24 protein-coding genes are annotated in these 26,745 nt (G+C 65.6%); 9 read left to right on the top strand and 15 right to left on the bottom strand.

Translation table 11 applies throughout. The annotated features are described in order from the left end of the window. Nucleotides 1-73 precede the first annotated feature (73 nt). The 3 genes from nfuA to QMX96_RS05200 all read right to left on the bottom strand — a co-directional run bounded on the left by nfuA (nt 74) and on the right by QMX96_RS05200 (nt 4,159). The gene (gene nfuA, locus QMX96_RS05190) at nt 74-658 is read right to left on the bottom strand and encodes a Fe-S biogenesis protein NfuA (protein WP_043864076.1); all 585 of its coding nucleotides are present in this window, start codon (nt 656-658) and stop codon (nt 74-76) included. Nucleotides 659-715: 57 nt separating this feature from the next. Continuing rightward, nucleotides 716-1,750 (bottom strand): acyltransferase, encoded by a 1,035-nt coding sequence (locus QMX96_RS05195; protein ID WP_104572570.1) that lies wholly within the window; start codon nt 1,748-1,750, stop codon nt 716-718. A 111-nt stretch (nt 1,751-1,861) separates the two neighbouring features. Further along, nucleotides 1,862-4,159: a fatty acid cis/trans isomerase gene (locus QMX96_RS05200; RefSeq protein ID WP_054914322.1), complete on the bottom strand. Its 2,298-nt coding sequence runs from the start codon at nt 4,157-4,159 to the stop codon at nt 1,862-1,864. Nucleotides 4,160-4,315: 156 nt separating this feature from the next. On the opposite strand from QMX96_RS05200, the gene metH reads away from it, so the two are divergent. Both metH and QMX96_RS05210 read left to right on the top strand, forming a co-directional pair. Next, on the top strand, nt 4,316-8,023 hold the full coding sequence (gene metH, locus QMX96_RS05205) for a methionine synthase (RefSeq protein WP_058540347.1): 3,708 nt from the start codon (nt 4,316-4,318) through the stop codon (nt 8,021-8,023). A 54-nt stretch (nt 8,024-8,077) separates the two neighbouring features. After that, complete coding sequence (locus QMX96_RS05210) at nt 8,078-8,296, top strand: DUF2970 domain-containing protein (RefSeq protein WP_043864080.1); 219 nt, start codon at nt 8,078-8,080, stop codon at nt 8,294-8,296. A 77-nt stretch (nt 8,297-8,373) separates the two neighbouring features. On the opposite strand, the gene QMX96_RS05215 is transcribed toward QMX96_RS05210, so the two are convergent. Then, on the bottom strand, nt 8,374-8,994 hold the full coding sequence (locus QMX96_RS05215) for a TetR/AcrR family transcriptional regulator (protein ID WP_043864081.1): 621 nt from the start codon (nt 8,992-8,994) through the stop codon (nt 8,374-8,376). A 159-nt stretch (nt 8,995-9,153) separates the two neighbouring features. Between QMX96_RS05215 and dkgB the strand changes: the two genes are divergently transcribed. Then, the gene (dkgB, locus tag QMX96_RS05220) at nt 9,154-9,957 is read left to right on the top strand and encodes a 2,5-didehydrogluconate reductase DkgB (RefSeq protein ID WP_078481166.1); all 804 of its coding nucleotides are present in this window, start codon (nt 9,154-9,156) and stop codon (nt 9,955-9,957) included. Here dkgB and QMX96_RS05225 read toward each other — a convergent pair whose 3' ends face one another. From QMX96_RS05225 to QMX96_RS05240, 4 genes are read right to left on the bottom strand one after another with little or no spacing between them, the layout of a single operon-like run. Then, nucleotides 9,958-10,197, bottom strand: coding sequence for a DUF2790 domain-containing protein (locus QMX96_RS05225; protein ID WP_043864083.1), 240 nt, complete (start codon nt 10,195-10,197; stop codon nt 9,958-9,960). A gap of 55 nt (nt 10,198-10,252) precedes the next feature. Then, entirely contained in the window at nt 10,253-11,470 is a 1,218-nt protein-coding gene (locus QMX96_RS05230; RefSeq protein ID WP_282361313.1) for a cyanate transporter, read from the bottom strand. Continuing rightward, nucleotides 11,470-11,925, bottom strand: coding sequence for a nucleoside deaminase (locus QMX96_RS05235; protein WP_058540350.1), 456 nt, complete (start codon nt 11,923-11,925; stop codon nt 11,470-11,472). The genes QMX96_RS05230 and QMX96_RS05235 overlap by 1 nt, the downstream gene beginning before the upstream one ends. Nucleotides 11,926-11,944: 19 nt before the next feature. Further along, a complete protein-coding gene (locus QMX96_RS05240; RefSeq protein WP_043864086.1) occupies nt 11,945-12,589 on the bottom strand; it encodes an ankyrin repeat domain-containing protein in 645 nt (214 codons plus the stop codon). A gap of 113 nt (nt 12,590-12,702) precedes the next feature. Here QMX96_RS05240 and QMX96_RS05245 point away from each other — a divergent pair, with 113 nt between their 5' ends. Continuing rightward, on the top strand, nt 12,703-13,626 hold the full coding sequence (locus QMX96_RS05245) for a LysR substrate-binding domain-containing protein (protein ID WP_081315101.1): 924 nt from the start codon (nt 12,703-12,705) through the stop codon (nt 13,624-13,626). Here the strand turns inward: QMX96_RS05245 and QMX96_RS05250 are convergent. Then, nucleotides 13,568-14,578, bottom strand: a complete 1,011-nt coding sequence (locus QMX96_RS05250; protein WP_058540352.1) for an AraC family transcriptional regulator — start codon at nt 14,576-14,578, stop codon at nt 13,568-13,570. The genes QMX96_RS05245 and QMX96_RS05250 overlap by 59 nt on opposite strands. 180 nt (nt 14,579-14,758) lie before the next feature. On the opposite strand from QMX96_RS05250, the gene QMX96_RS05255 reads away from it, so the two are divergent. From QMX96_RS05255 to QMX96_RS05265, 3 genes are read left to right on the top strand one after another with little or no spacing between them, the layout of a single operon-like run. After that, nucleotides 14,759-15,943: an acetyl-CoA C-acyltransferase family protein gene (locus QMX96_RS05255; protein WP_043861759.1), complete on the top strand. Its 1,185-nt coding sequence runs from the start codon at nt 14,759-14,761 to the stop codon at nt 15,941-15,943. Nucleotides 15,944-15,956: 13 nt separating this feature from the next. Then, nucleotides 15,957-16,805: a 3-hydroxybutyryl-CoA dehydrogenase gene (locus tag QMX96_RS05260; RefSeq protein WP_043861758.1), complete on the top strand. Its 849-nt coding sequence runs from the start codon at nt 15,957-15,959 to the stop codon at nt 16,803-16,805. Nucleotides 16,806-16,814: 9 nt separating this feature from the next. Further along, nucleotides 16,815-17,420 (top strand): TetR/AcrR family transcriptional regulator, encoded by a 606-nt coding sequence (locus QMX96_RS05265; protein WP_282361314.1) that lies wholly within the window; start codon nt 16,815-16,817, stop codon nt 17,418-17,420. Nucleotides 17,421-17,439: 19 nt separating this feature from the next. Here the strand turns inward: QMX96_RS05265 and QMX96_RS05270 are convergent, their stop codons facing one another. The 5 genes from QMX96_RS05270 to QMX96_RS05290 are packed head-to-tail and all read right to left on the bottom strand — an operon-like array spanning nt 17,440 to nt 23,974. After that, a complete protein-coding gene (locus QMX96_RS05270; protein WP_043861756.1) occupies nt 17,440-17,817 on the bottom strand; it encodes a response regulator in 378 nt (125 codons plus the stop codon). 55 nt (nt 17,818-17,872) lie between these two features. After that, nucleotides 17,873-19,099, bottom strand: a complete 1,227-nt coding sequence (locus QMX96_RS05275; protein WP_043861755.1) for a hybrid sensor histidine kinase/response regulator — start codon at nt 19,097-19,099, stop codon at nt 17,873-17,875. Beyond that, nucleotides 19,093-19,668: a chemotaxis protein CheB gene (locus QMX96_RS05280; protein WP_043861754.1), complete on the bottom strand. Its 576-nt coding sequence runs from the start codon at nt 19,666-19,668 to the stop codon at nt 19,093-19,095. The genes QMX96_RS05275 and QMX96_RS05280 overlap by 7 nt, the downstream gene beginning before the upstream one ends. Further along, on the bottom strand, nt 19,665-20,486 hold the full coding sequence (locus QMX96_RS05285) for a protein-glutamate O-methyltransferase CheR (RefSeq protein ID WP_043861753.1): 822 nt from the start codon (nt 20,484-20,486) through the stop codon (nt 19,665-19,667). Before QMX96_RS05285 ends, QMX96_RS05280 begins: the two co-directional genes overlap by 4 nt. Continuing rightward, nucleotides 20,483-23,974 (bottom strand): response regulator, encoded by a 3,492-nt coding sequence (locus QMX96_RS05290; protein WP_054914314.1) that lies wholly within the window; start codon nt 23,972-23,974, stop codon nt 20,483-20,485. Before QMX96_RS05290 ends, QMX96_RS05285 begins: the two co-directional genes overlap by 4 nt. A gap of 269 nt (nt 23,975-24,243) precedes the next feature. On the opposite strand from QMX96_RS05290, the gene QMX96_RS05295 reads away from it, so the two are divergent. Both QMX96_RS05295 and QMX96_RS05300 read left to right on the top strand, forming a co-directional pair. Beyond that, a complete protein-coding gene (locus QMX96_RS05295) occupies nt 24,244-24,603 on the top strand; it encodes a response regulator (protein WP_100632579.1) in 360 nt (119 codons plus the stop codon). Nucleotides 24,604-24,721: 118 nt separating this feature from the next. Next, entirely contained in the window at nt 24,722-26,035 is a 1,314-nt protein-coding gene (locus QMX96_RS05300; protein WP_282361315.1) for a glycosyltransferase, read from the top strand. Here the strand turns inward: QMX96_RS05300 and cobF are convergent. After that, nucleotides 26,004-26,741 carry a precorrin-6A synthase (deacetylating) gene (gene cobF, locus QMX96_RS05305; RefSeq protein WP_196932830.1) on the bottom strand — a complete coding sequence of 246 codons (738 nt, stop codon included), beginning with the start codon at nt 26,739-26,741 and terminating at the stop codon, nt 26,004-26,006. The two genes, QMX96_RS05300 and cobF, sit on opposite strands and share 32 nt — an antisense overlap. Nucleotides 26,742-26,745 lie beyond the last annotated feature (4 nt).

The following is a 26,745-nucleotide window of genomic DNA, read 5'->3' on the forward strand; positions in this document are numbered from 1 at the left end:
GGTCAAGCCCGCTCCCACAACGGCTACGGTGATCCTTGTGGGAGCGGGCTTGACCCGCGATTGGGCATAACTGTCAGTAGTAGGCGTTTTCTTTCTGCGAATGGTCGGTCACGTCACGCACGCCCTTGAGCTCCGGAATGCGTTCGAGCAAGGTGCGCTCGATGCCTTCGCGCAAGGTAACGTCGGCCTGGCCGCAACCCTGGCAACCACCGCCGAACTGCAGCACCGCAATGCCGTCCTCGACTACTTCGATCAGGTTGACCTGACCGCCGTGGCTGGCCAGCCCCGGGTTGATCTCGGTTTGCAGGTAGTAGTTGATGCGCTCGTTGATCGGGCTGTCGGCATTGACCATTGGCACCTTGGCGTTCGGCGCCTTGATGGTCAGCTGGCCGCCCATGCGGTCGGTGGCGTAGTCCACCACCGCATCCTCCAGAAACGGGATGCTGACCGCATCCAGGTAGGCGGTGAAGGACTTGAGCCCCACCGCTTCGTCTTCCGGCTTTTCTTCACCTGGCTTGCAGTAGGCAATGCAGGTTTCGGCGTAGCTCGTACCCGGCTGGGTAATGAAAATGCGAATGCCAATGCCTGGGGTATTCTGCTTTTCCAGCAGATCGGCCAGGTAATCGTGCGCGGCGTCGGTAATCGTTATGGCGCTCATGTAAGTTCCTCACAGACTTGTGCGCAGTTTACGCCAACACGGCCGGCGAACAAAGTCCTAGTAATTCTGTCGGGAAAGTGCCACCGGCACCGCCGGGCCCAGACGCGCCTCGAACCAGCCACTCATGCGCCGGTACAGGCCCTTTTCCAGCCAGCGGTAACTGGCCCACGACGCCCCGCCGATCAGCGGCACGCACAGCGCGAACACCAGGTAGGGGTTGAGCCCCAGACGCTCGCTGGCAAACCAGCCGCCGTATAGCACCAGCACATGGATCAGGTACACCGAATAGGAGCAGTCGCCCAGGGCCTTGAGCACCCGGTTGCCCTTGAAATACGGCTCCAGCGAGATGCACGCCAGCACGATCAGCGCGCTCGGCAGGCCCCAGTGCAGCAGGCGCGACGAATTATCCAGGCGATAGATCGCCACCGATGCGGCCGCCAGGGTCAGCAACGGCAGCCACAGCCCCTGGGCAATCCAGCCGCGTCGGTAGAGCACGCCGATGGCTACGCCCAGCAGGAACTCGTAGATGATGTTGTTGCTGTAGAACCGCCCCAGCACGCCCAGGCCGGTGAGCACCTCGCTGACCGCGAACAGCGCCAGCGCCACCAGCCACAGGTGATGGCGCTGGCGCACCAGGAACACCAATGAGAACAGCAGGTAGAAGAACATCTCGTAGTTCAGCGTCCAGCCCACGTTGAGCGTGGGGTACAGGCCGTAGCCGCCGGGGTTTTCCGCCGGAATGAACAGCAGCGACAGCAGCAGGTGCGACAGCTCCAGGGTCTGGTGCGGCATCCACTGGCTGGCCACCACCAGCAGCAGCGCCATCAGGCCGGTATAGAACCAGTAGGCCGGCACGATGCGCAGCACCCGGTTGAGCAGAAAGCGCCGGGGCGCCATGGGTTTGTCGCGGGTCGAGAGGTAGATCACCAGCCCGCTGATGACGAAGAAGATGTCCACCCCGACCGCACCGCGATCGGCCAGAAACTGCCCTACCGGGCCGCTGGCCTTGAAGTCGAAGAAGATCTGCATGAAGTGGTGACAGACCACCACCCAGGCGGCGAGCGCCCTCAATGCCTGAAGCGAAAACAGCATGTCGATTCCCGTCTCTCGTTACCCCACCCTGGCCCCGCACAAATCGGGACCGCTTGCGGGTGGGACTACGAAAGGCCGGGAAAGATCAGCCCGATCTGCCCGGCGGTTGCTTCAGAGGTTCTCGTAGCGGTTCATGTCGAGCACGCCGGCCTCCACCGGATCGGTCTGCTGGATGTAGCGGCTCAGGTCATGAAAGTACTGCCAGAACTGCGGGTGGCTGCGGCGCACGCCCCAGCGCATGACGATGCGCTCGAAGCGGGCCGGATCGTCCCGCGCCGCCTCCATGTCCTCGACCCACTCGGGCACGTCGCTGGCCGGAATGTTGAACATGAAGTTGGGGTAGCTGCTCATCACCCCCGGGTAGAGGGTCAGGGTGTCCAGCCCCGGCTGGTAGCGGTAGGCCTCGCCGAGCATGAAGGCCACGTTGCTGTGGGCGCGGTTGCGCAGCAGGCTGTAGACCTTGCGCTGGCCGCCCTGCCCTTCGATGCGCAGCATGGTCGCCTCGGGCAGCTGGCCGATCACCTTGAGCCCGGCCGCCGGGCGCGAGGCCAGCCGGCTCAGGGCCTGCTCCACGTCACGGAACTCCTCGCTGCCGGGCAGCGAGCAGTACGCGCCCTGGCAGCGGTTGATCGGATCGGGCGCGGCGTTCAGGCTGCCGGTGCGCTCCACCAGCTTGAGGCCGAAGTCGCGCTTGGGGTCGCGCGGGTCGAGCTTGAGGGCGGTCGGGGTCTTGCTGTCGATCGCCTCGTAGTCCAGCCACATCTTGACCTTGCCGCTGTTCTGGTACCAGTCGCCGAGGATGTCGCTGCGCTGCTTGGCCGGCATCAGGCGCAGGAAGTTGACCTCGGCCCCGTTGCGGATCAGGTCGAAGTACAGGCGCGTCTGCGCCTGGTGCGAGACGTTGCCGTACACGTCGAAATTCACCGCCAGCTGGTAATAGGTGCGCTCGAACAGCGGGTAGTCGAACAGCCACAGGGTCTTGGGCACATCGCCGATCAGGCCCTTGCTCACCGAGGCGCTGTCGAAGTGGCGGAAGATGGTCAGCAAGGCATTGTCGTTGCCGGCCCACAGGCTCGACCAGCTCGGTGGCGGCAGGTCGGCATAGGCGTCGCGGCGCAGTTTTTCGTACTCGTTGCGCTTGTCGCGGTAGGCGTGCCACAGGGTCAGGATGCTGCCCACGTCGTCGATCTGACCGGGCATCGCCAACAGGGGCGTGGCCTTGCCGCGGTACTCGGCATCGGTGATGTAGCGGTCGTGTGCCGGCTCCTGGAACAGGGTCCAGAAGTTGTCGCGGATCACGTCGGTGGCGATCTGCCCACGGCATACCGGGCCGCGAATGAAGGTGCGCACGAAGTACTCGGCGTTATCGAGCATGAACTGGTAGCGCGCTATCGCCGGGATCGCCTCGAAGGTCTCGAACGGGTTGGCGCGGTGGCGCGGGCCGTAGCCGGGCAAGGCCGTGGCATGCCAGTCGCCGCTGTAGAACAGCTGCTTGACGCGCTTGAGCTTGTTCGGCCCCATCGGGTAGGTGATGTGGGTCTTGTGCACGATCACGCCCTGCACGGGCATCAGGCGGTAGTAGAAGTCGGTGCCGGGCGGATCGTTGGGGCGGCGTGTGGCGATCAGGTCGATCGGCTGGCCGCTGGGCGTGCGCGAGCGCACCCACTGGAAGAAGTGGCCCTGCTCGCCGCCGACAAAGTAGATGTGCGCCAGGAACAGGTGCTCGTACAGCCAGCGCCCCACCAGCGCCTCGGTGGACCCGGGGCGGTTGAGCAGCGCCTCCCACTCGGTGATCTGCGCGGCCTCGCTGGCACTTGGCTGGATCGGGTTGTACTCCACCGGCGCACCGGCGGCGAACCAGCGCTGCAGGGTCTGGTACTCGGCATCGGTAAGGCCGGTGACGGCCAGCGGCATGCCCTCCCTGGGGTGGGCGCCGGCGTAGGCGTCGAACTCGCCGGGCAGCGGGCACATGTTGTTGCGGTTGAGCCCCAGCACGATCTCCTCGGGCAGCTTGGCGTTGGGGGTGAGCGGCGTGTTGTGGCCCAGCTCGAGCATGCGCGCCATCAGCGCGGCCTGGCTGCCCTGGCTGTCGAGCACCGAACTGAAGCCCTTGCGCTGCCAGGCCTCGACGCTGTGCGCGTCGTAGAAAAGCCGGGTCGGCGCGACCGCCGTACTGCGGTCGCCCTGATACACAGGCACCTTGGAGGCACCGCGCGCGGCGCCCTCGGCACTGCCCAGGTTCAGCTGGCAGGCCGCGTCGTTGCAGGCATGGCAGGCAACGCACTTCTCGGTGAAGATCGGTTGGATGTCCCGGGTATAGGAAATAGCCGGGCTTGTGACGGGGGCTTGTCCGAGCGCCGCGCCGCTGATGAGCAGTGCGAAGGCGCCGGCAAGTAAACGATGCACCATGTGCCGAATGTCCTGGGTATTGATAGCTTCACGATTCTACCGGTGGCGGCAGCGTGCCAACATGAATCAAATTCATGCAAACCGGCAACACGCCTAAAAACCGCGCAGGTTTGTTATTATTCCGCAACTTTTGTATTTGCCCGACCAGGTAGTCCTATGTCTGACCGCAGCGCCCGTTACCAAGCACTTCAGCAAGCCCTCAAAGAGCGCATACTGATCCTCGATGGCGGCATGGGTACTATGATCCAAAGCTACCGCCTGGAGGAACACGACTATCGTGGCACGCGCTTTGCCGACTGGCCTAGCGACGTCAAGGGTAACAACGACCTGCTGCTGCTTTCGCGCCCCGACGTGATCGCGGCCATCGAGAAAGCCTACCTGGATGCCGGCGCCGACATCCTCGAAACCAACACCTTCAACGCCACCCAGGTATCCCAGGCCGACTACGGCATGGAATCGCTGGTGTACGAACTCAACGTGGAAGGTGCGCGCATCGCCCGCCAGGTGGCCGATGCCAAGACCCTCGAAACCCCCGACAAGCCGCGCTTCGTCGCCGGGGTGCTGGGCCCCACCAGCCGGACCTGCTCGATCTCCCCGGATGTCAACGACCCCGGCTACCGCAACGTCACCTTCGACCTGCTGGTGGAAAACTACATCGAGGCCACCCGCGGCCTGATCGAGGGCGGCGCCGACCTGATCCTGATCGAGACCATCTTCGACACCCTCAATGCCAAGGCGGCGATCTTCGCCGTGCAGCAGGTGTTCGAGGACGACGGCATCGAGCTGCCGATCATGATCTCGGGCACCATCACCGACGCCTCGGGCCGTACCCTCTCGGGCCAGACCACCGAGGCGTTCTGGAACTCGGTGCGCCACGCCAACCCGATCTCGGTGGGCCTGAACTGCGCACTGGGCGCCAAGGACCTGCGCCCCTACCTCGAAGAGCTGTCGAACAAGGCCGGCACCCACGTTTCGGCGCACCCCAACGCCGGCCTGCCGAACGCCTTCGGCGAGTACGACGAGACCCCGGCCGAAACCGCCGCGGTGATCGAAGAGTTCGCCGCCAGTGGGTTTCTGAACATCATCGGCGGTTGCTGCGGCACCACCCCGGGGCATATCCAGGCCATCGCCGAGGCAGTGGCCAAGTACCCGCCACGGGCGATCCCCGAGATTCCCAGGGCCTGCCGCCTGTCGGGCCTGGAGCCGTTCACCATCGACCGCAGCTCGCTGTTCGTCAACGTCGGCGAACGCACCAACATCACAGGTTCCGCCCGTTTCGCGCGGCTGATCCGTGAAGAGAACTACACCGAGGCGCTGGAAGTGGCCCTGCAGCAGGTCGAGGCCGGCGCCCAGGTGATCGACATCAACATGGACGAAGGGATGCTCGATTCCCAGGCGGCCATGGTCAAGTTCCTCAACCTGATCGCCGGCGAACCCGACATCTCCCGGGTGCCGATCATGATCGACTCCTCCAAGTGGGAAGTGATCGAGGCCGGCCTCAAGTGCATCCAGGGCAAGGGCATCGTCAACTCGATCTCGATGAAGGAAGGCGTCGAGGCGTTCAAGCACCATGCCCGCCTGTGCAAGCGCTACGGCGCCGCCGTGGTGGTGATGGCCTTCGACGAGGTCGGCCAGGCCGATACCGCCGCCCGCAAGCGCGAGATCTGCAAGCGCAGCTACGACATCCTGGTCGATGAGGTGGGCTTCCCGCCCGAAGACATCATCTTCGACCCGAACATCTTCGCCGTGGCCACCGGCATCGAGGAACACAACAACTACGCGGTGGACTTCATCGAGGCCTGTGCCTACATCCGCGACCACCTGCCGTATGCACTGACCTCCGGCGGGGTATCCAACGTGTCGTTCTCGTTCCGTGGCAACAACCCGGTGCGCGAGGCGATCCACTCGGTGTTCCTCTACCACGCGATCCAGAACGGCCTGACCATGGGCATCGTCAACGCCGGCCAGCTGGAGATCTACGACGAGATCCCGGCGCTGCTGCGCGAGAAGGTCGAGGACGTGGTGCTCAACCGCACCCCCGACGGCACCGATGCGCTGCTGGCGATTGCCGACGACTACAAGGGCGGCGGCGCGGTCAAGGAGGTCGAGAACGAGGAGTGGCGTTCGCTGCCGGTGGACAAGCGCCTCGAGCACGCCCTGGTCAAGGGCATCACCGCGTTCATCGTCGAGGACACCGAGGAGTGCCGCCAGCAGTGCGCGCGCCCCATCGAGGTGATCGAGGGGCCGCTGATGAGCGGCATGAACGTGGTGGGCGACCTGTTCGGCGCAGGCAAGATGTTCCTGCCCCAGGTGGTCAAGTCGGCGCGGGTGATGAAGCAGGCGGTGGCTCACCTGATCCCGTTCATCGAACTGGAAAAAGGCGACAAGCCCGAGGCCAAGGGCAAGATCCTGATGGCCACGGTCAAGGGCGACGTGCACGATATCGGCAAGAACATCGTCGGCGTGGTGCTCGGCTGCAACGGCTACGACATCGTCGACCTGGGCGTGATGGTACCGGCCGAGAAGATCCTGCAGGTGGCGCGCGAGCAGAAGTGCGACATCATCGGCCTGTCGGGGCTGATCACCCCGTCGCTGGACGAAATGGTGCACGTGGCCCGCGAGATGCAGCGCCAGGACTTCCACCTGCCGCTGATGATCGGGGGGGCAACCACCTCCAAGGCGCATACCGCGGTGAAGATCGAGCCCAAGTACAGCAACGACGCGGTGGTCTACGTGACCGACGCCTCGCGTGCGGTGGGCGTGGCCACGCAGTTGCTGTCCAAAGAGCTCAAGCCGGCCTTCGTGCACAAGACCCGCGAGGACTACGTGGAGGTGCGCGAACGCACCGCCAACCGCAGCGCGCGCACCGAGCGCCTGAGCTATGCGCAGTCGATCGAGGCCAAGCCGAAATACGACTGGTCTGCCTACCAGCCGGTGGCACCGACCTTTACCGGTACCCGCGTGCTGGAGAACATCGACCTCAAGGTGCTGGCCGAGTACATCGACTGGACGCCGTTCTTCATCTCCTGGGACCTGGCTGGCAAGTACCCGCGCATCCTCAACGACGAGGTGGTGGGCGAAGCGGCCACCGCCCTGTTCGCCGATGCACAGGAAATGCTGGCCAAGCTGATCGACGAGAAGCTGATCAGTGCCCGCGCGGTGTTCGGCTTCTGGCCGGCCAACCAGGTGGCGCACGACGACATCGAGGTGTACGGCGATGACGGCCAGCCCCTGGCCCTGCTGCACCACCTGCGCCAGCAGACGATCAAGCCCGACAGCAAGCCCAATTTCTGCCTGGCGGACTTCGTGGCGCCCAAGGACAGCGGCATCACCGACTACGTGGGCGGCTTCATCACCACCGCCGGCATCGGCGCCGAGGAAGTGGCCAAGGCCTACCAGGACAAGGGCGACGACTACAGCTCGATCATGGTCAAGGCCCTGGCCGACCGCCTGGCCGAGGCCTGCGCCGAGTGGCTGCACGAGCAGGTGCGCAAGGAGTACTGGGGCTATGCCAAGGACGAGCACCTGGACAACGAGGCGCTGATCAAGGAGCAGTACGCGGGTATCCGCCCTGCCCCGGGCTACCCGGCGTGCCCGGACCACACCGAGAAGGAAACCCTGTTCCGCCTGCTCGACGGCACGGCGATCGGCGAGACCGGCCCGAGCGGCGTGTTCCTCACCGAGCACTTCGCGATGTTCCCGGCGGCGGCGGTCAGCGGCTGGTACTTTGCCCACCCGCAGGCGCAGTACTTTGCCGTGGGCAAGGTCGACAAGGACCAGGTCCAGAGCTACACCGCGCGCAAGGGGCAGGACCTGGCGGTAACCGAGCGCTGGCTGGCGCCCAACCTGGGGTACGACAACTAAGCGCTGGTGAGGCAAGGGTCTACACTGAGCTGAAGCCTTTTACAGGAGCAGATCATGGAAGACCCGGCCGAACACAAACCGCCGACCTTCTGGCAAATGCTGCACAGCGTGCTGGCTGCAGCCTTTGGCGTGCAGACCGGCAAGAACCGCGCCCGCGACTTCACCCACGGCAAGCCCGCGCACTTCATTGCGCTGGGCACGGCCTTCACGCTGGTGTTCATCCTGGTGCTGATAGGGCTGGTTCAGCTGGCGATGCACCTGACGGCACGCTGAATCTGTTCTGCCCCCATCGCGGGTCAAGCCCGCTCCCACACGGGCATTGCTGACCCGCGGTAGGCCGCAATCGACCTTCAGGGCTCCAGCCCGATCCCACGCAGTATCACACTGGTCACCGTCTGCAACGCCCGCTCGAACTGCGGTTCGCTCAGCGGCTGGTGCGCGTTGAGCAGGTTCACCTGGTGGCTGAAGTCGGCGTAGTGCTGGGTCGAGGCCCAGATCATGTACAGCAGCCCCGAGGGCTCCACCGGCAGAATCCGCCCGTCCTCGACCCACTGGCGAATCTTGCCCTCCTTGAGCTTGGCCCATCCGTACAGGCTGTCATCCAGCGCCGCCCCCAGGTGCGGCGCACCGTGGATGATCTCGTTCGCCCACACCTTGGAACCGTGCGGGCGGGTCCAGGAATGGTTCATCTTGGCGCGGATATAGGTGCTGAGCACGATGCGCGGGTCATCGTAGAGCTCGAAGCACAGGGCGTCCTGCTTCCACACTTCCAGCAAGCCGAACAGCACCGCCTGGTACAGCTCGGCCTTGGTGCTGAAGTAATAGTGCACGTTGCTGCGCGGCAGCGCGGCGGCCTCGGCGATGTCGGCCATGGCCGTGCCGGCGAAGCCCTTCTCGGCAAAGACCTTTTCTGCTGCCAGCAGGATGCTGTCGACATTGCGTTGGCGAATGCTGTGCTTGTGCGCGGCCATGGGCGGGTCCGTTGCGGATGACCCTGCAAGGCTACCACCGCCAGGGCGATTCGTGCCGCACGCTCAAAAAAGTTGTGCCGCGGGCGGTGTTTTTCAGCGCCGTGCGCTGTCCGATACTGCGCCTCACCGCATTACATCCCACACAAGAGGACGCACTCCATGACTATTCCCCTGCTCGGCCTGGGCACCTTCCGGCTCAAGGACCAGGTGGTCATCGACTCGGTCAGCCAGGCCCTCGAACTGGGCTACCGGGCCATCGACACCGCGCAGATCTACGGCAACGAGGCCGACGTCGGGCACGCCATCGCCGCCAGCGGCGTTGCACGCAACGAGCTGTTCCTGACCAGCAAGATCTGGACCGAGAACCTGGGCGCCGACAAGCTGATCCCCAGCCTGAAAGAGAGCCTGCACAAGCTGGGCACCGACTATCTGGACCTGACCCTGATCCATTGGCCGTCGCCCAAGGGCGCCGTGCCGGTGGCCGAGTTCATGGGCGCCCTGCTCGAAGCGAAGCGCCAGGGCCTGACCCGCCAGATCGGCGTGTCCAACTTCACCATCGCCTTGCTGCGTCAGGCCATCGAGGTGGTTGGCGCCGAACAGATCGCCACCAACCAGATCGAGCTGCACCCCTACCTGCAGAACCGCACGCTGGTGGATTTCATGCACGAACAGGGCATCGCGGTGACCTCCTACATGACCCTGGGCTATGGCAAGGTGCTGCACGATCCGCTGATCCAGCAGATCGCCGAACACCATGGCGCCACCCCGGCGCAGGTGGCCCTGGCCTGGGCGATGCAGCTGGGCTATGCGGTGATCCCCTCCTCGACCCGGCGTGAAAACCTGGCCAGCAACCTGAAGGCAGCGCAGCTGCGCCTGAGCGAACAGGACATGGCGCAGATTGCCGGCCTGGACAAGGGCGAGCGCCTGGTCGACCCCGAGTCGCTTGCACCCGCCTGGGACTGATCAACCGCGGTCGGTGCACACCTTGGCCAGTTTCAGGTACTGCACGGTGTGCTGCCGGCCGGCAGAGTCCACGTAGGTCATGTACGCCTTCACCACGTCGCAGACCTCGGTGGCCGGCTCGTCCAGTTGCACCACGCGCGCCACGTCCAGTGGCATGCCGTACTGATAGACCGTGGTTGTCTGGGCCTGGGCGGCACCGGCCAGCAACAGCGCCAGGGGCAGCAGCATTCGCAGCGTCATGACAGTTCTCCCGTGAAATGGAAGGCACGCCCGGCACCGGCGCGCGCCGACCCTTTCAGTGTGGTGCCATGCCTGCCCTGGCGTCGCTTTCGCGGATCAACGGCATGCCCATCGCCTGCGCATAGCCGCTGGGGGCGAAGCGCCAGGTCACCAGCAGCATCAGCAGCACCGTCACGCTCAGCAGCAGCCAGGAGGCCTGGAAGTCGCCGCTGACGTCGCGCAACCAGCCGGTGACGTAAGGCACGATGCCGGTGATGATGAAGCCCACGCCCTGCACGAACGCCGCCAGCGCCCCCGCACTGGCCGGGGCCTTGAGGTGTTCGAGGGTCAGCGTGAGGCTGAGGCTGAAGCACGCGCCCAGGCCGAAGCCGATCAGGGCCACCCATAGCCCGGCGATCGCCGGGGCCAGCAGCAGGCCGACAAAGCCTGCCAGTTGCACGGTCAACGCCAGCCACAGGCCGGGGCGCCGATCCACCAGGCGACGCAGCAGCAAGGGCAGCCCGAGGGCGCCGGCCACCTGGAACACGGTCATCAGCCCCACCAGCTCGCCACCGCCCTGGGCACTGCCGCCGACCTGCTGGTAGTAGGCCGGCAGCCACGCCACCATGCTGGTGTAGCCGCCATTGATCAGCCCGAAATAGACCGCCAGCAGCCATGCCCGACGGCTGCCGAACAGGTGCCCGCTGGCACCTGCGCCGCCGACCGCCGCTTCGAGCTGCGGGCGCACCCAGGCCCATACCGCGAACGCCAGCAAGGCCGGCAACAGCCAGATGCCCAGGCCTGCCTGCCAGTGCGAGAACTGCTCGGCCACCCGCGGCCCGAGCACGGCGGCGGCCCCGCCGCCGCTCATCAGGGCTGCCGAATACACACCCATGGCCATGGCCAGGCGGTGAGGAAACCGCCGGTTGACCAGCCCCGGCATCAGCGCCTGAATGCAGGCCACCCCAAGCCCGGCCAATGCTGCGCTGGCGATCAGCGCAGCGGCGGAGTCGAGGGTCAGGCGCCAGGCGCAGGCCAGCGCGATGGCGGCCAGCCCGGCGAGCATCGCGCCCTGCTCGCTGACCCAGCGGCGCAACCAGGGTTGCAGCAAGGGCACCAGCCCCATGCACAGCACGGGCAAGGCGGTCAGCAGCGCGGCCTGCTGGTAGCCGATGCCGGTGCTCTGGCGGATGGCCTCCAGCAATGGGCCGATGCTGGTGAGGATGGGGCGCAGGTTCAGCGCCATCACCACCACCAGCAACAGCAGCAAGGTACTGCGAGCCTGCTCGCGCATCACCCCTGCACCTGCCGCCAGGCGGCGTACAGGCCCTGCTCGCCGGCTGGCTTCAGGGGTGCCAGGGGCAGCGACTGCTGCTGCGGCGGGCGTGCCATCTGCACGTACACCGCTGCCGTCGACAGGCCATAGGGCTCGCCGTCTTCGTTGCTGTAGGCGAACCAGGCGCGCTCGATACCGCACAGGTGCATGGCGGCCAGGCACATCGGGCAGGGGTGGCCGGTGGCGTAGATTTCGCAGCCTTCCAGGCGCGGGCTGCCGAGCACCTGGCTGGCCAGGCGGATGGCCTGCAGTTCGGCGTGGGCGGTCGGGTCCTGGGTCAGGTGGATCTGGTTGACCGCCTCGGCGATCACCCGGCCCTGGTGCACCAGCACCGCCGCGAACGGGCGGCCGCCGGCCTGGATGTTAGCCCGGGCCAGCCCCAGCGCTTGCTGCATGAAATGTTCGTTGGCCATGGTCAGGCTCCTGTCAGGTTCAATGGGCATCGTGGGCCAGCAGCAACTCGACGATCCGCTGCTGGCCGCGTTCCCGGGCGTGCTGCAGGGGCGTCACGCCCTGGCGGTCGGCAAGGTTGACGTCGGCACCGGCGTCGATCAGCAGTTGCACGATGGCCTGGTGACGCGGGCCGCCATCGCTGAGCAGGATGGCTTCGAGCAGCCCGGTCCAGCCCAGCGAGTTCACGTGGTCGGGTGCAACGCCGGCGGCCAGCAGGCGAGCGACCACCTCGACATGGCCGCGCTCGCATGCGGGGATCAGCGCCGTGCCGCCATAGCGGTTGGTGCTCTTGAGGTCCGCGCCATGGGCCAGGGTCATCTCCAGAATCTGCAACTGGCCTTCGGCGCCGGCCAGCAGATACGGGCTGTCGTGCATCCAATTGCTGGCGTTGACGTCGGCGCCGGCGTCGATCAACCGGCGCGCCGCCGCCACATGCCCGCCGGCGGTGGCCAGCAGCAGCGGCGTATTGTTGCGCGAGTCGCGCTGATCGACGTCGGCGCCCTGGGCCAGCAAGGCGCCGACGCGGGTGGGGTTGCCGCTGGCGGCGGCTTCGAGCAAGGTGTCGGCCGCCCCGGCGGCCCCGGCGATGCCGAGGCTGGCGCACAGCCCGGCAACCCCGTACATCCAGTGTCTGAGCAATGACATGGCGCCTCCTTTGGTGCAATGAAGCGGGATTATCCGAGGCTTGGGGTGTAGCATGAAATTAATTGATTTCATGCATACCAGTGGGTAATCGAATGCTTGACCCCGTACTGCTGCGCAGCTTCGTGACCGTGGTGGAAACCGGCAATTTCACCCGCGCCGCCGAGCGCCTGCACCTGACCCAGTCGACCATCAGCCAGCAGATCATCCGGCTGGAGCAGCACCTGGGGGTGCGCCTGCTGGATCGCAGCCAGCGCCAGGTGTGGCCGACCGAAGACGGCGAGCGCCTGCTGGGGTATGCCCGGCGCCTGCTGCGCCTGGACGAAGAGGCGCGCCAGGCGTTCAGCCCGGTGCAGGCGCAACGGGCACTACGCCTGGGGGTGCCGGAAGACCTGGCCGGGGAAGTGCTGACCGAGCCATTGAGCCGGTTCATCGGCGAGCGCCCGCATGTGCGCCTGGAGGTCGAGAGCGGGCTGAGCAGCCCGCTGCTGCGCCTGTACCGTGATGGCGAGCTGGACTTGCTGCTGGTCAAGCAATGGGGTGCGGACCGCGACCGCCATGCCGGCTGGCGCGAGCCGTTGTCGTGGGTGTGCAGTGCCGGGCAGACGCAGCTGGCCGACCCGGTGCCGCTGGTGGTGTTTCCGGTGGGGGCGCTGTACCGGCAGGAAATGATCAATGCGCTGGAAGCCCGTGGGCGCAGCTGGCGTATCAGCTATTCGAGCACCAGTCTGGCCAGCCTGGGGGCGGCGGTGAGTGCGGGGTTGGGCGTGAGCCTGATACCGACCCGCAGCGTGTTGCCGACCCATCGGGTGCTGGGTGAAGCGCAGGGGTTTACCCCGGTCCAGGGCCTGGAGCTGGCGTTGTACGGGCGCAAGGGGCTGGACGCCGATGGCCTGGCGCTGCGCGAGCTGCTGCAGACCCTGTGCGAGCAGCGCGCAGGGTGTCGAGGGGGCCAGCCCCCTACTCCCCCGCCACCCGCGCCCGGTAGCTCCCCGGGCTCTCCCCCGTCCATTTCTTGAACGCGCGATGAAACGCGCTGGGCTCCTGGAAGCCGGTCTGCTCGGCAATCTGCGCCACGCTCAACACACCATCGCGCAGACACTCGAACGCCAGTGCACGGCGCACCTCGTCCTTGATCTGCTGGTACGAACACCCCTCACGCTCCAACTGCCGGCGAAAACTGCTCGGGCTCAGGCCCTCGGCTGCCGCCATGCCCAGCAAGGTTGGCCACTGCCCGTACTGACGCCCGCGCAGATGCCGGTATACCCGCGCCGCCAATCCGTTCTGGTTGCGGTAGCGCACCACCAGCCACTGCGGCGCACTGCGCAGGAAGGTCTTGAGCGCACCCAGGTCCTGCACCACCGGCAAGCGCAGGTAGTGCGCCGAGAACTCGACCTGGGTGCGGCCACTGCCCAACTGCAGGTTCGGCCCCCACAGCAACGCGTCGTCCTCCAGCACCGCACGCCCGTCGCGCAGTTCGGTACGGTCGATGGCGATGCGCCGCCCCCCCAGCCAGCACAGCAGGCTGACCACCAGCACCAGGAAGGTCTCCTCTGCATATACCCGAGTCTGCGCATCGTCGAAATGCGACTCCAGGCTGATCACCGCACGCTGCCCACGCACCACCAGGCGCCCGCGCACGTCACGCAGGAACAGGCCGAAGTTGCTCAGGCACTGGCGCAAGGCCTTTTCCAGCGTCGGCTCCTGGATCAGCCCACGACAGATCAGGGCGAAACTGCCCAGCGGCATGCCGTGGCTGTCGAGGTTGAAGAATTCGTCGCCCAGGTCTTCAATGAGCAGCAGCCACAGCCGTGCGAACGCCCTGGCCGGCACCCGTGCATCGGGTGCGTCCACCACCGCCGGGTCGATGCCCGCCTGCACCAGCAACGCACTGGCGCGCGCCGGCTGTTGGCGCAGTGTGTGCAGCATGATGTGCACGAAGTACACCGCGACCGAATCGTTTTCCCGCATGACTGTTTCCGCTATGCAGCGTAAGAATATGGCAAAAAGTGCCAGCCTCGCTGGGCAGTTATGGCATAGGCCCAGGCGTGACCTTTGCCTAGACTCGAACCCATCCCGAGCGTGGCCCCGGGCGCCATTCTGGCAGAGCCAGGCAGCGCCCCGCCACGCTTTCGCACACTGGAGTCGCGTATGAACACCCCGCAAATCTATGTAGTGAGCGCCGTTCGCTCGGCCATCGGCACCTTCGGCGGCTCGCTCAAGGACCTGCCCCTGGCCGACCTGGCCACCCAGGTGACCCGCGCCGCCATCGAACGCTCCGGCATTGCCCCCGAACAGATCGGCCACATGGTCATGGGCAACGTGATCCCCACCGAGCCGCGTGACGCGTACCTTGGCCGCGTGGCTGCGATGAACGCCGGCGTACCCAAGGAAACCCCGGCATTCAACGTCAACCGCCTGTGCGGCTCGGGCCTGCAGGCCATCGTCTCGGCCGCGCAGAGCCTGCTGCTGGGCGAGGCCGAGGCGGTGATTGCCGCCGGCGCCGAATCCATGAGCCGCGGCCCGTACCTGCTGCCGCAGGCGCGCTGGGGCGCGCGCATGGGTGACCTGAAGGGTGTCGACTACATGCTGGGCATTCTGCAGGACCCGTTCGAAGGCTTTCACATGGGCATCACCGCCGAGAACGTGGCGGCGAAAAACGGCATCACCCGCCAGATGCAGGACGAGGTGGCCCTGACCAGCCAGCAGCGCGCCGCCCGCGCCATCGCCGAAGGCCGCTTCACCAGCCAGATCGTGCCCATCGAGATCCCGAGCCGCAAAGGTCCGGTACGTTTCGAGGTGGACGAGCATGTGCGTGGCGATGTGAGTGCCGAGCAACTGGCCGGCATGAAGCCTGCCTTCAAGAAGGACGGCACCGTCACCGCCGGCAACGCCAGCGGCCTCAACGACGGCGCCGGCGCCCTGGTGCTGGCCACCGGCGAAATGGTCGAGCGCCTGGGCTTGCGCCCGCTGGCGCGCCTGGTGGCCTATGCACATGCAGGCGTCGAGCCCGAGCTGATGGGCCTGGGCCCGGTGCCGGCCACGCGCAAGGTGCTGGAAAAGGCCGGCCTGAGCGTCGCCGACCTGGACGTGATCGAGTCCAACGAAGCCTTCGCTGCCCAGGCCTGCGCCGTGTCGCGGGAACTGGGCCTGGACCCCGAAAAGGTCAACCCCAACGGCTCGGGCATTTCCCTGGGCCACCCGGTGGGAGCCACCGGGGCCATCATCGCCACCAAGGCGATCCATGAGCTGCAACGTATCCAGGGCCGCTACGCGCTGGCCACCATGTGCATCGGCGGCGGTCAGGGTATCGCCGTCGTGTTCGAACGTGTTTGAGTCGGAGTTAACCGTGAGTATTGAAAACATCGCCGTGATCGGCGCCGGCACCATGGGCAACGGGATTGCCCAGGTGTGTGCAGTGGCCGGCTACCAGGTCACCCTGATCGACGTGTCCGAGGCCGCGCTGGAGCGTGGCCTGGCCACCCTGCGCAAGAACCTGGAGCGCCAGGTCAGCAAGCAGACCCTGCAGGCCGAACAGGCCGAGGCAGCCCTGACGCGCATCGCCACCAGCACCGACTACGCGCAGCTCAAGGGCGCGCAGCTGGTGATCGAGGCAGCCACCGAGAACCTCGCCCTGAAGGTGAAGATTCTGCAGCAGGTGGCCGCCAGCGTGGCCGACGACTGCGTCATCGCCACCAACACCTCGTCGCTGTCGATCACCCAGCTGGGCGCATCGGTGAGCCAGCCCGAACGTTTCATCGGCGTGCACTTCTTCAACCCGGTGCCGATGATGGCGCTGGTCGAGATCATTCGCGGCCTGCAGACAAGCGATGCCACCTACGCCAGCGCCATGGCCCTGACCGAGCGCGTGGGCAAGACCGCCATCAGTGCCGGCAACCGCCCGGGCTTCGTGGTCAACCGCATCCTGGTGCCGATGATCAACGAGGCAATCATGGTGCTGCAGGAAGGCCTGGCCAGCGCCGAGGACATCGACACCGGCATGCGCCTGGGCTGCAACCAGCCCATCGGCCCGCTGGCCCTGGCCGACCTGATCGGCCTGGACACGCTGCTGGCGATCATCGAGTCGTTCCACGACGGCTTCAACGACAGCAAGTACCGCCCCGCTGCCCTGCTCAAGGAAATGGTCGCCGCCGGCTACCTGGGGCGCAAGAGCGGCCGCGGCTTCTTCACCTACTGAGGTACGGGCATGCCGCAGACCTGCGCCGAACGTTGCGCCAACTTTGAAGAACGTCGGGACAAGGCACTCGAACTCTTTGCGGTCAAGGGGTTCGGCCAGGTCAGCATGCGTGAACTGGCCAGCCACCTGGGGCTGACGGCGGGCTCGCTGTATCACCACTTCCCGAGCAAGCAGCACCTGCTGTTCGACCTGATCGAAGAGCTGTTCGAGGAGTTGCTGGCCACCCTGCAGCCCCGTGGGCGCGGCAAGCCCGGGGCCACGGCGTTGAGCCGGGTGATAAAGGCACACTGGGCGCTGCATGCCGAGCGCCCGTTGCAGTTTCGCCTGGCCGAGCGTGACCTGTGCTGCCTGAGCGAGGAACAACAGGCACGCATCGCCCAGCTGCGCCGTGAATACGAAACCCGCCTGTTACAGTTGATCGCCCCTCACGCGGCCCTGCCGCCGCCAGCCCGGGAGGCGACCGGCCATGTCATCGCCACGCTGCTCAACAGCCTGCCCGGCTGGTTGCAGGCCTCACCGCTGGGGCAGCCACAACGCCTGGCGCTGATGGAAAACATGCTGCTGGGGGCGATAGAGCGCACCCTGCAGACCGGTGCGCTGGACGCTGCCGCTTGAACTCACGCCAACGTCAGGCCTATTTCAGGAGTTCCTGAATCTGGTCGCGCAGGCTGTCCAGGTCGAACGGCTTGGCCAGGATCGGTGCCTTGAACGCGATCGGGCTGCCCGACTCGCGGATCTCCGCCGGGTAGCCACTGATGAAGATCACCTTCAGGTCCGGGCGCAGCTTGACCGCAGGTTCGGCGATCTGTACCCCTGAAATGCCGCCCGGCAGGCGGAAGTCGGTCACGATAAGGTCCAGGTGCGGCTTGCTGGCCAGGATCTTGAATGCCTGCTCGCCATCTTCGGCCACCAGCACGTGATAGCCCTCGCCTTGAAGATAGTCCTTCAGGATCATGCGAATGACCGGTTCGTCTTCGACGACCAGTACTACATCTTGCGCATCTTCACTCATGCCAATGCCTTCAACTCGTATTTGATTCATGGGGGATCGCTATACGACCCCGGCCTCACGCAGAGGTTGCCTGCTGCGCGCCACTTTCTTGCGGGCTGCGTACCAGTGGCAGGCGCACGCTGAATGTCGCGCCCTGGCCCTCGGTACTGCTGACCGTGATGCTGCCGCCATGGGCCAGCACGATCTGTTCGGAAATATACAGGCCCAGCCCCAGGCCGGCACTGCTCTGGTTGGAGCATACCCGCTCGAACTGCTGGAAGATGCGCTGCTGGTTCTCGGCACTGATGCCGATGCCATGGTCGCGCACCTGCACGCAGGCCATGCCCTGTTCCTCGAACACGCGCACCTGCACCGGCGACTTGGCGCCATAGCGCAGGGCGTTGGTGAGCAGGTTGGCGATCACCTGCTCGATACGAAACTCGTCCCAGTAGCCGACCAGTTCGGCGCCGGCCTGCAGGCTGATGCTCGAGTCGACCGCAGCCGCCTGGGCGGCGAAGTTCTCGACCAGGCCGCTGACCAGCTGGCACAGGTCGAACGATGCGGGCCGGATCGACAGCTTGCCGGTACGGATGCGCGACACGTCGAGCATGTCTTCGATCAGCCGGATCAGGCTGTTGATCTGGCGCTCGTCACGCTCGACCATGGCGTGCATCTTGTCCAGGGTGAAGGCATCGGCGTTGTTGCGCGCCAGGTGCAGCTTGCGCAGCTGGGTCTCCAGTATCAGACCGTTGAGCGGTGTGCGCACCTCGTGGGAGACGATCGACATGAAGTCGTCGCGCATGCGTACGGCGTGCTCCAGCTCGCTGCGCGTGACCTGCAGCTGCGCCAGCAGCAGCTCCTGCTCCTGGCGGCTGCGCTCCAGGGCCTCCAGCTGCTGGCCGAGGGCCTTGCGCTGGCGGTACAGGTCGATGAACACCGCCACCTTGCTCTTCACCGCCTGGGTGTCCAGCGGCTTGTGCAGGAAGTCCACCGCGCCGCTCTCGTAGCCCTTGAAGGCGTAGTTCATCTCGCGCGCCGCAGCGCTCACGAACACGATGGGAATGTTCTTGGTCTTTTCCGTACCGCGCATCATCTCGGCCAGTTCGAAACCGTTCATCCCGGGCATCTGGACGTCGAGGATGGCCAGTGCGAACTCGTGCTCGAGCAACAGCGACAACGCATGGTCGGCCGATTGCGCCTGGTACACGTTGCGGTCCGGCCCCTTGATCAGCGCCTCGAGCGCCAGCAGGTTTTCCGGCAGGTCGTCGACGATCAGCAGGTTTGCTTGGATATGGCTTAGCATGCACGTGGTTCCAGCTTGGCGAGCAATTGCCCGATGCCATTCAATGGGAGTATGTGGTCGGGCCGGTGCAGCGCCAGCGCCGCCTCGGGCATGACCGCGACTTGCGCCTCATGCGGGTCCTGAATCAGGGTAGTACCGCCGTGCTCCTTGATGCGCGCCAGCCCGCGCGCTCCGTCTTCGTTGGCGCCGGTCAGCAGCACGCCGACCAGGCCGTCGCCATAGGCATCGGCGGCCGACTCGAAGAGGATGTCGATCGAGGGGCGGGAAAAGTGCACGCGGTCCTCCTGGCTCAGGGACAGGCTGCGGTCACGCTCCACCGACAGGTGATAGCCGGGGCCGGCCACGTAGATCATCCCCGGCACCACGCTTTCCTTGTCGCGGGCCTCCTGCACGGGGCGCTGCAAGCGGCGGCTGAAGACTTCGGCCAGCTGGCTGTGGCGGTCGTCGGGCAGGTGCAGCACGCACAGCAGCGCAATGGCGTAGTCGGCGGGCAAGGCGGCAAACACCGTGAGCAGCGCCGACACGCCCCCGGCTGAAGCCCCCACCACGATCGCATCGGTGCCTTTCATGACTTTCGGTAGATCCGTTCTGGCTTGACCAGCGCGTCGAAGCGGTTGGCGTAAGCGGAAAAATCCAGGGTTTCCTTGCTGCCCAGCACCAGAAAGCCACGGTGGCACAGCGAGTCGTGAAACAGACCGAAGGCCCGGTCCTGCAGGGTCTTGTTGAAGTAGATGAGCACGTTGCGGCACGAGATCAGCTGGGTTTCGGAGAACACGCTGTCGGTGGCCAGGCTGTGGTCGGCGAAGGTCACGTTTTCGCGCAGGCTGCTGTCGATGATCGCGTTGCCATAGGCGGCAGTGTAGTAGTCGCTGAAGGCCCGGCGCCCGCCGGCCTTCTGGTAGTTCTCGGTGTACTCGCGCATGTTCTGCATCGAGTAGATGCCCTGCTTGGCCTTTTCCAGCGAGCTGGGGTTGATGTCGGTGGCGTAGATGATGGTGCGTTCGAGCAACCCTTCTTCGCGCAGCAGGATGGCCATGGAGTAGACCTCCTCGCCCGTGCTGCAGCCGGCAATCCAGATCTTGATCGAGGGCCAGGTCTTGAGGTGCGGCACCACCTCCTCGCGCAGCGCGAGGAAGTGACCGGGGTCGCGAAACATCTCGCTCACCGGGATGGTGAGGTACTGCAGCAACTGCATGAACACACTCGGGTCGTGCAGCACCCGTTCCTGCAGGGCCGACACCGTGGCACATTCGAACTGGCGCACGGCATGCAGCACCCGGCGCTTGATCGAAGCGCCGGAATAGTCGCGAAAGTCATAGCTGTACTTGAGGTAGATCGCCTCGATCAGCAGCCGGATTTCAATGTCGGTGTTACGTTCGATACTCAAATTCGCTCCAGTTGCGGCAGCCATACCCGAATCAGGGAGAACAGCCGGTCCAGCTCTATCGGCTTGGCCAGGTAGTCGTTGGCGCCGGCCTGCAGGCAGCGCTCCTGGTCATCCTTCATGGCCTTGGCGGTGACGGCGATGATCGGCAGCTTGCGCCAGCGCGGGTCCTTGCGAATGCGCCGTGTGGCTTCATAGCCGTCCATCTCCGGCATCATCACGTCCATCAGCACCAGGTCGATATCGCTGACCTGCTCGAGTTTTTCGATGGCCTCGCGGCCATTGCGACCGATCTCCACGATCGCGCCCTTGTGCTCCAGCGCACTGGTGAGGGCGAAGATGTTGCGCACGTCGTCGTCCACCAGCAGGATCTTGCGCCCCTCGAACACCTTGTCGCGGCTGCGCGCGGTCTTGAGCATGCGCTGACGTTCATGGGACAGCGTCGACTCGACTTTGTGCAGAAACAGCGTGACTTCATCCAGCAACCGCTCGGGTGAACGCGCGCCCTTGATGATGATCGAGCGCGAGTACTTGAGCAGGTCGGCCTCTTCGTCGCGGGTCAGGTTGCGCCCGGTGTAGACGATCACCGGCGGGAACGAGCGGATATCGTCGGCGGTCATGCGCTTGAGCAGCTCGTTGCCGAGCATGTCGGGCAGCTTGAGGTCGATGATCATGCAGTCGTAGATGTTCTCGCGCAGCAGCTCCAGGGCTTCCTGGGCCATGCCCACCGCGGTGATCTTGATGTCTTCGTCGCCGATCAGGCGGGCGATGCTTTCGCGCTGCAGGTCATCGTCTTCCACCAGCAGGATGTGCTTGAGCTTCTGGGTCAGCTTGGCTTCCAGGCGGCCGAACACGGCCTTGAGCTCCTCACGGCTGGTGGGCTTGACCGCATAGCCGATCGCGCCCATGTGCATGGCCGCCTCGACACGGTCCTCGACCGAGATGATGTGCACCGGTATGTGCCGGGTGGACGCCTGCTCCTTGAGCCGCTGCAGCACGGTAAGGCCGGAATGGTCGGGCAGGCGCATGTCCAGCAGGATGGCGTCGGGGATGTAGCTGGCCGCCAGTTCGAAGCCTTCGTCGGCGGCCTGGGCCACCAGGCAGCTGTAGCCCAGTTCGTGGGCCAGGTCGAAGAGGATGCGGGCAAAGTTGGGCTCGTCCTCGATCACCAGGATGCAGCGGTTGCTGAACGGTGCCAGGTGACGGTCGTCGGCGAAGCTGGCCGCCGGACGCGGGGCTTCGGCGGCCGGCAGCACGACGGGGGCCGCCACGGGCAACGGCGCGGCGGCGCGGGCCACCAGTGCCAGCGGCTGCGCCTCGACGCTCGGCTCGTACGACTCGGGCAGTATCAAGCTGAACACGCTGCCCTGGCCCAGTTGGCTTTCGACACGGATCTGGCCGCCCAGCAACTGCGCCAGGTCACGGGAAATCGACAGCCCCAGGCCCGTGCCGCCGTAGCGCCGGTTGGTGGTGCCGTCGGCCTGGTGGAAGGCTTCGAAGATGCTCTGCTGCTGGTCGTCGGCAATGCCGATGCCACTGTCGCGCACCGAGAACACGATGCCGGTGCCGGCCTGGTAGCCGATGGTCAGCGCCACCTGGCCGCGCTCGGTGAACTTCAGCGCGTTGGACAGCAGGTTCTTGAGGATCTGCTCCAGGCGCTGGCGATCGGTGAACAGGGTGGCCGGCACCTGCGGCTCTACGGTGACGCTGAAGGCCAGCTGCTTCTGCTGCGCCAGCGGCTCGAACAGGCTGCGCAGGCCTTCGGCCATGCGGCTGATGTGGGTGGTTTCGGCGCGTACATCGAGCTTGCCGGCCTCGACCTTGGCGATGTCGAGAATGTCGTTGATCAGGTTGAGCAGGTCGTTGCCGGCCGAATAGATCGACTCGGCGAACTTGACCTGCTCGGCGCTGAGGTTGTCCTGCGGGTTCTCGGCCAGCAGCTTGGCCAGGATCAGCGAGCTGTTGAGCGGGGTGCGCAGCTCGTGGGACATGTTGGCGAGGAATTCGGACTTGTACTTGCTCGAGCGCTGCAGTTCCTCTGCACGCTCCTGCAACTCGACCTGCACCCGGTTCAGCTCGCCGTTCTTGCGGTCCAGCGCATCGCGCTGCTCGGCCAGCGCGTCGGTACGCTCGGCCAGTTGCTCGTTGGTCTGCTCCAGCTCGGCCTGCTGCGTCTCCAGATGGGCCTGGGACTCCTTGAGCACCCGGGACTGTTCCTCGAGCTCTTCGTTGGCGGTCTTGAGCTCTTCCTGCTGCACCTGCAGCTCTTCGTTGAGCTGCTGGGTTTCGGCCAGCACTTCCTGCAGGCGCTGGCGATAGCGCGCACTCTCGATGGAGGTGCCCAGGTTGTCGGCCAACCGCTCGAGAAACTCGATGTCGCGATCCTCCACTGCGCGCAGAAAGCCCAGCTCGACCACACCATTGACCTGGCCGTCGTTGATCGCCGGAATCACCAGCACGTTGCGCGGGCACCCCTCGCCCAGCCCGGAGCTGACCTTGAAGTAGTCCTGCGGCACCTCGTCCAGGCGCATCAGGCGACGTTGCGCCACGGCCTGGGCAAGGATGCCCTCTTGGGCGCCGACGACCTGCTCCTGCCCCTGCTGCTCGCGGGAGAAGCCGTAGCTGGCCACGCGGCGCAGGCTGCCATGCTCGTCGCGCACGTACACGGCCGCCACCACGCTGCCCAGGTAATGGGCGAAGAACTGCAGGATGTTGTTGCCCAGCATCGGCAGGGTCAGTTGCCCCAGCACCTGCTCGGCCAGACGCGATTGCCCGGCGCGCTGCCAGGCCTGCTGTTCGAGGCGCTCGGCAGCGCGCTGCTGGGCCTCCAGGTTGGCCGCGTAGTTGCTGGACAGGTTGAGCAGGTCGCGGCGGCCGATGTAGGCCAGCAATGCGCTGAGCAGCACCACGAAGGCCAGGTAAAGGGAAATGGACCACTTCGTGGTGTTGCTGACCTGATCGTTGCGGGCAAGACGCAGCTGTTGCTCCATCGCGACGAAATCGTCGAACTCCTTGCGGATCTCGTCGGTCAGGCGCTTGCCCTGACCGAGCTTGATGGGCGTGCGGTAGTCGTCATTGGCGCGGCGCAGGGCGATCATGTCCTTGCCGAAGTTGTTCCAGGCGGCCTGCAGGGCTTGCAGGCGGCTCAGGCGGTCGACCTGCTGCGGGTTGTCGGCCACCAGTTCCTTGAGCGTCTCGAGTTCGGCCTGTATGCGTGGCTTGGCCACTTCATAGGGGTCGAGGAACTGCTCGTCGCCAGTGAGCAGGAACCCGCGCATGCCGGTTTCCATGTCGATGGACAGCTTGACCGCCTCGTTGGCGTTGTTGATCACCCGGTCGGTGTGGGCGACCCACTGGATGACCGACAGCAGGTAGGCAATCACGGCGACGAAAACCACCGCACTGATCAGACCGACCCCCAGGGGCAGGCCGATGTTGCGGCTCAGCAGCTTGCGAAAGCTCTGCTGATCGGTCGAGGCTGGTTGACTCATTGGAAAGGCCCGAGCAAGTAGACGAACGAAAGAGTGTGACGGATTTTCGAGCAATTGTTCCAGTTTTCCGCCAGTTCAATGCCCGCAGCGTGGCGCCGTGCCCGTGTTGGCCGGGCATCGAGCCCGTATTTGAGCCAGTGCTGCGCCAAACGTTCCCTGTTTGGCCAGAGCCCGCTATGCTCACTGGCTGGTACGTTTGACGATCCAGGGAACTAAGCACCGCGTGCTGTTTACAGATAGTGTGTCACCCATTTTCACAGGATCCTGCCATGCCCGATAATCACCCTCTTCTGGTCGTCGAAGACGACACCATCGTGCGCATGCTGATGGTGGATGTGCTCGATGAACTGGGTTACCAGGTGGTGGAGGCCAAAGATGCCGAACAAGCGCTGCAAGTGCTGTGCGACCCGGACAAACCCCTTGCCCTGATGATGACCGATGTCGGCTTGCCCGACATGGACGGCAAGCAACTGGCGGGCAGGGCCCGCGAACTGCGGCCGCTGTTGCCCATCCTGTTCGCCAGTGGCTATGCCGACAGCTTCGATGTGCCCGAGGGCATGCACATGATCGGCAAGCCGTTCAGCATCGACCAGCTGCGCGACAAGGTGACCTCGATTCTGGCCCTCTAGGCGCGCCAGCTCCCGCACCGCTGTACCTGCGGGAGCCGGCCTGCCGCCGAAGAGGCCGAAACGGGTGGCCTGGATTCTGGTTTAATACGCCTTTTTTGCCCAAAGGCCCGCCCTCCCCATGCACCCAACCGCCCTCCACGTACTGGTCATCGGCTATGTCTGGCCCGAACCCCGCTCTTCGGCCGCCGGCGGGCACATGATGCAGCTGCTGGAGTGTTTTCTGGAGCGCGGCTGGCACATCACCTTCAGCAGCCCCGCAGCCATCGGCGAACACAAGGCCGACCTCGCGAGCCTGGGCATCGCCGAGCAGGCCATCGAGCTGAACAACGCCAGTTTCGACCGTTTCATCGCCGACCTTGCCCCCGACGTGGTGTTGTTCGATCGCTTCATGATGGAGGAGCAGTTCGGCTGGCGCGTCGAGAAGCATTGCCCGGCGGCCCTGCGCGTGCTCGAGACCTCCGACCTGCAGAGCCTGCGCGATGCCCGTCATCAGTTGCTGCGCCGGCGCCTGGCCGAGGGCCTGGACAGCAACGACTTTCGCGCGCTGTTCAACACCTCGGGCCCCGACCTGTATCGCCAGATGGCCGGTGCCGACCTGGCCCAGCGCGAACTGGCGGCGATCTACCGCAGCGACCTGAGCCTGATGATCTCGGATGTCGAGATAGACCTGCTGGTCAATGGCTTCGGCGTGCCCGAGGCGTTGCTGCACTGGTGCCCGCTGATGCTGGCGCCGCCCACCGAAGCCTTCAGGCCGTTCGCGGAACGCGAGCACTTTCTCAGCATCGGCAACTTCCGCCACGCGCCGAACTGGGATGCGGTGCTGTGGATGAAGCACAGCCTGTGGCCGATGGTCCGCCGTCGCCTGCCCAAGGCGCAGTTGCACATCTATGGTGCCTACACGCCGCCCAAGGCCACCGCGCTGCACAATGCTGCCGAAGGGTTTCACGTGATGAACTGGGCTGAGGACGCCCTGCAGGTGATGAGCGGCGCACGGGTGTGCCTGGCCCCGCTGCGCTTTGGCGCCGGCATCAAGGGCAAGCTGACCGATGCGATGCTGTGCGGCACGCCCAGCGTGACCACCCCGATTGGCGCCGAGGCCATGCACGGCGACCTGCCCTGGCCAGGCCTGGTGGCCGACACCGCCGAAGGGTTGGCCGATGCCGCGGCGCGGCTCTACAGCGAGCAACCGCGCTGGGAGCAGGCCCAGCGCGACGGGCGCCAGCTGCTGAGCGCCCGCTACGACAGGCGCTGGCACGGCCAGGCCCTGGTGCAGCGCATCGAACACACGCTGGCGCACCTGGATGAACAGCGCCTGTACAACTTCACCGGGGCCATGCTGCGCCACCATCACCACAAGAGCACCCAGTACATGGCCCAGTGGATCGAGGCCAAGAACCGGCCTAGCACCGGCGCAGCAGATACGTGTCCATGATCCAGCCCTTGCGCGCGCGGGCCTGCTCGCGCTGCGCCAGGATCTGCGCCTTGACCTGCATCAGCGGCCCCTCGATCAGCAGCTCGTCGGCAGTGCCCAGGTAGGCGCCCCAATAGATGTGCAGGTGCGGATCGTCCAGTTCGGCAAAGGCGCATTGCCCGTCCAGCATCACCACCACGTTGTCGATGCCTGACTCATCAGCCAGGCGTCGGCCCGGCAGGATATGCAGCGGCTCGCCGATACGGTTCAGTGCAATGCGGTGAGCGGCCGCCAGGGCCTGGACGCTGCTGATGCCGGGGATGACTTCAAGGCTGAACGCCGGCTGCGCCACCCGCTCCAGAATGCGCAGGGTGCTGTCGTAAAGCGTCGGCTCGCCCCACAGCAGGAACGCGCCGCATTGCCCCTCGGCAAGCTCGTCGTGCAGCAGACGCCCATACAGCGCAGCGCGCTGGCGGTGCCAGTCCTCCACGGCACCGACGTAGTCTGCAGCCGCCGCGTCGCGTTGCGGGTCTTCGACCTGCACCAGGCGATAGGGCCGGGTGACGTGGCGCTCCAGCAGCTCCTTGCGCAGGCGCAGCAGGTCGTCCTTGGCGGCGCCCTTGTCCAGCACGAAGAACACGTCGGCGCGGTTCAGGCTGTCGATGGCTTCGAGGGTGATCTGCCGGGGGTTGCCCGGGCCTATTCCAATCAGCAGCAGGTGTTTCATCGCA

It is taken from the genome of Pseudomonas sp. PS01300, from assembly GCF_029960155.1.
Classification (GTDB): domain Bacteria; phylum Pseudomonadota; class Gammaproteobacteria; order Pseudomonadales; family Pseudomonadaceae; genus Aquipseudomonas; species Aquipseudomonas palmensis.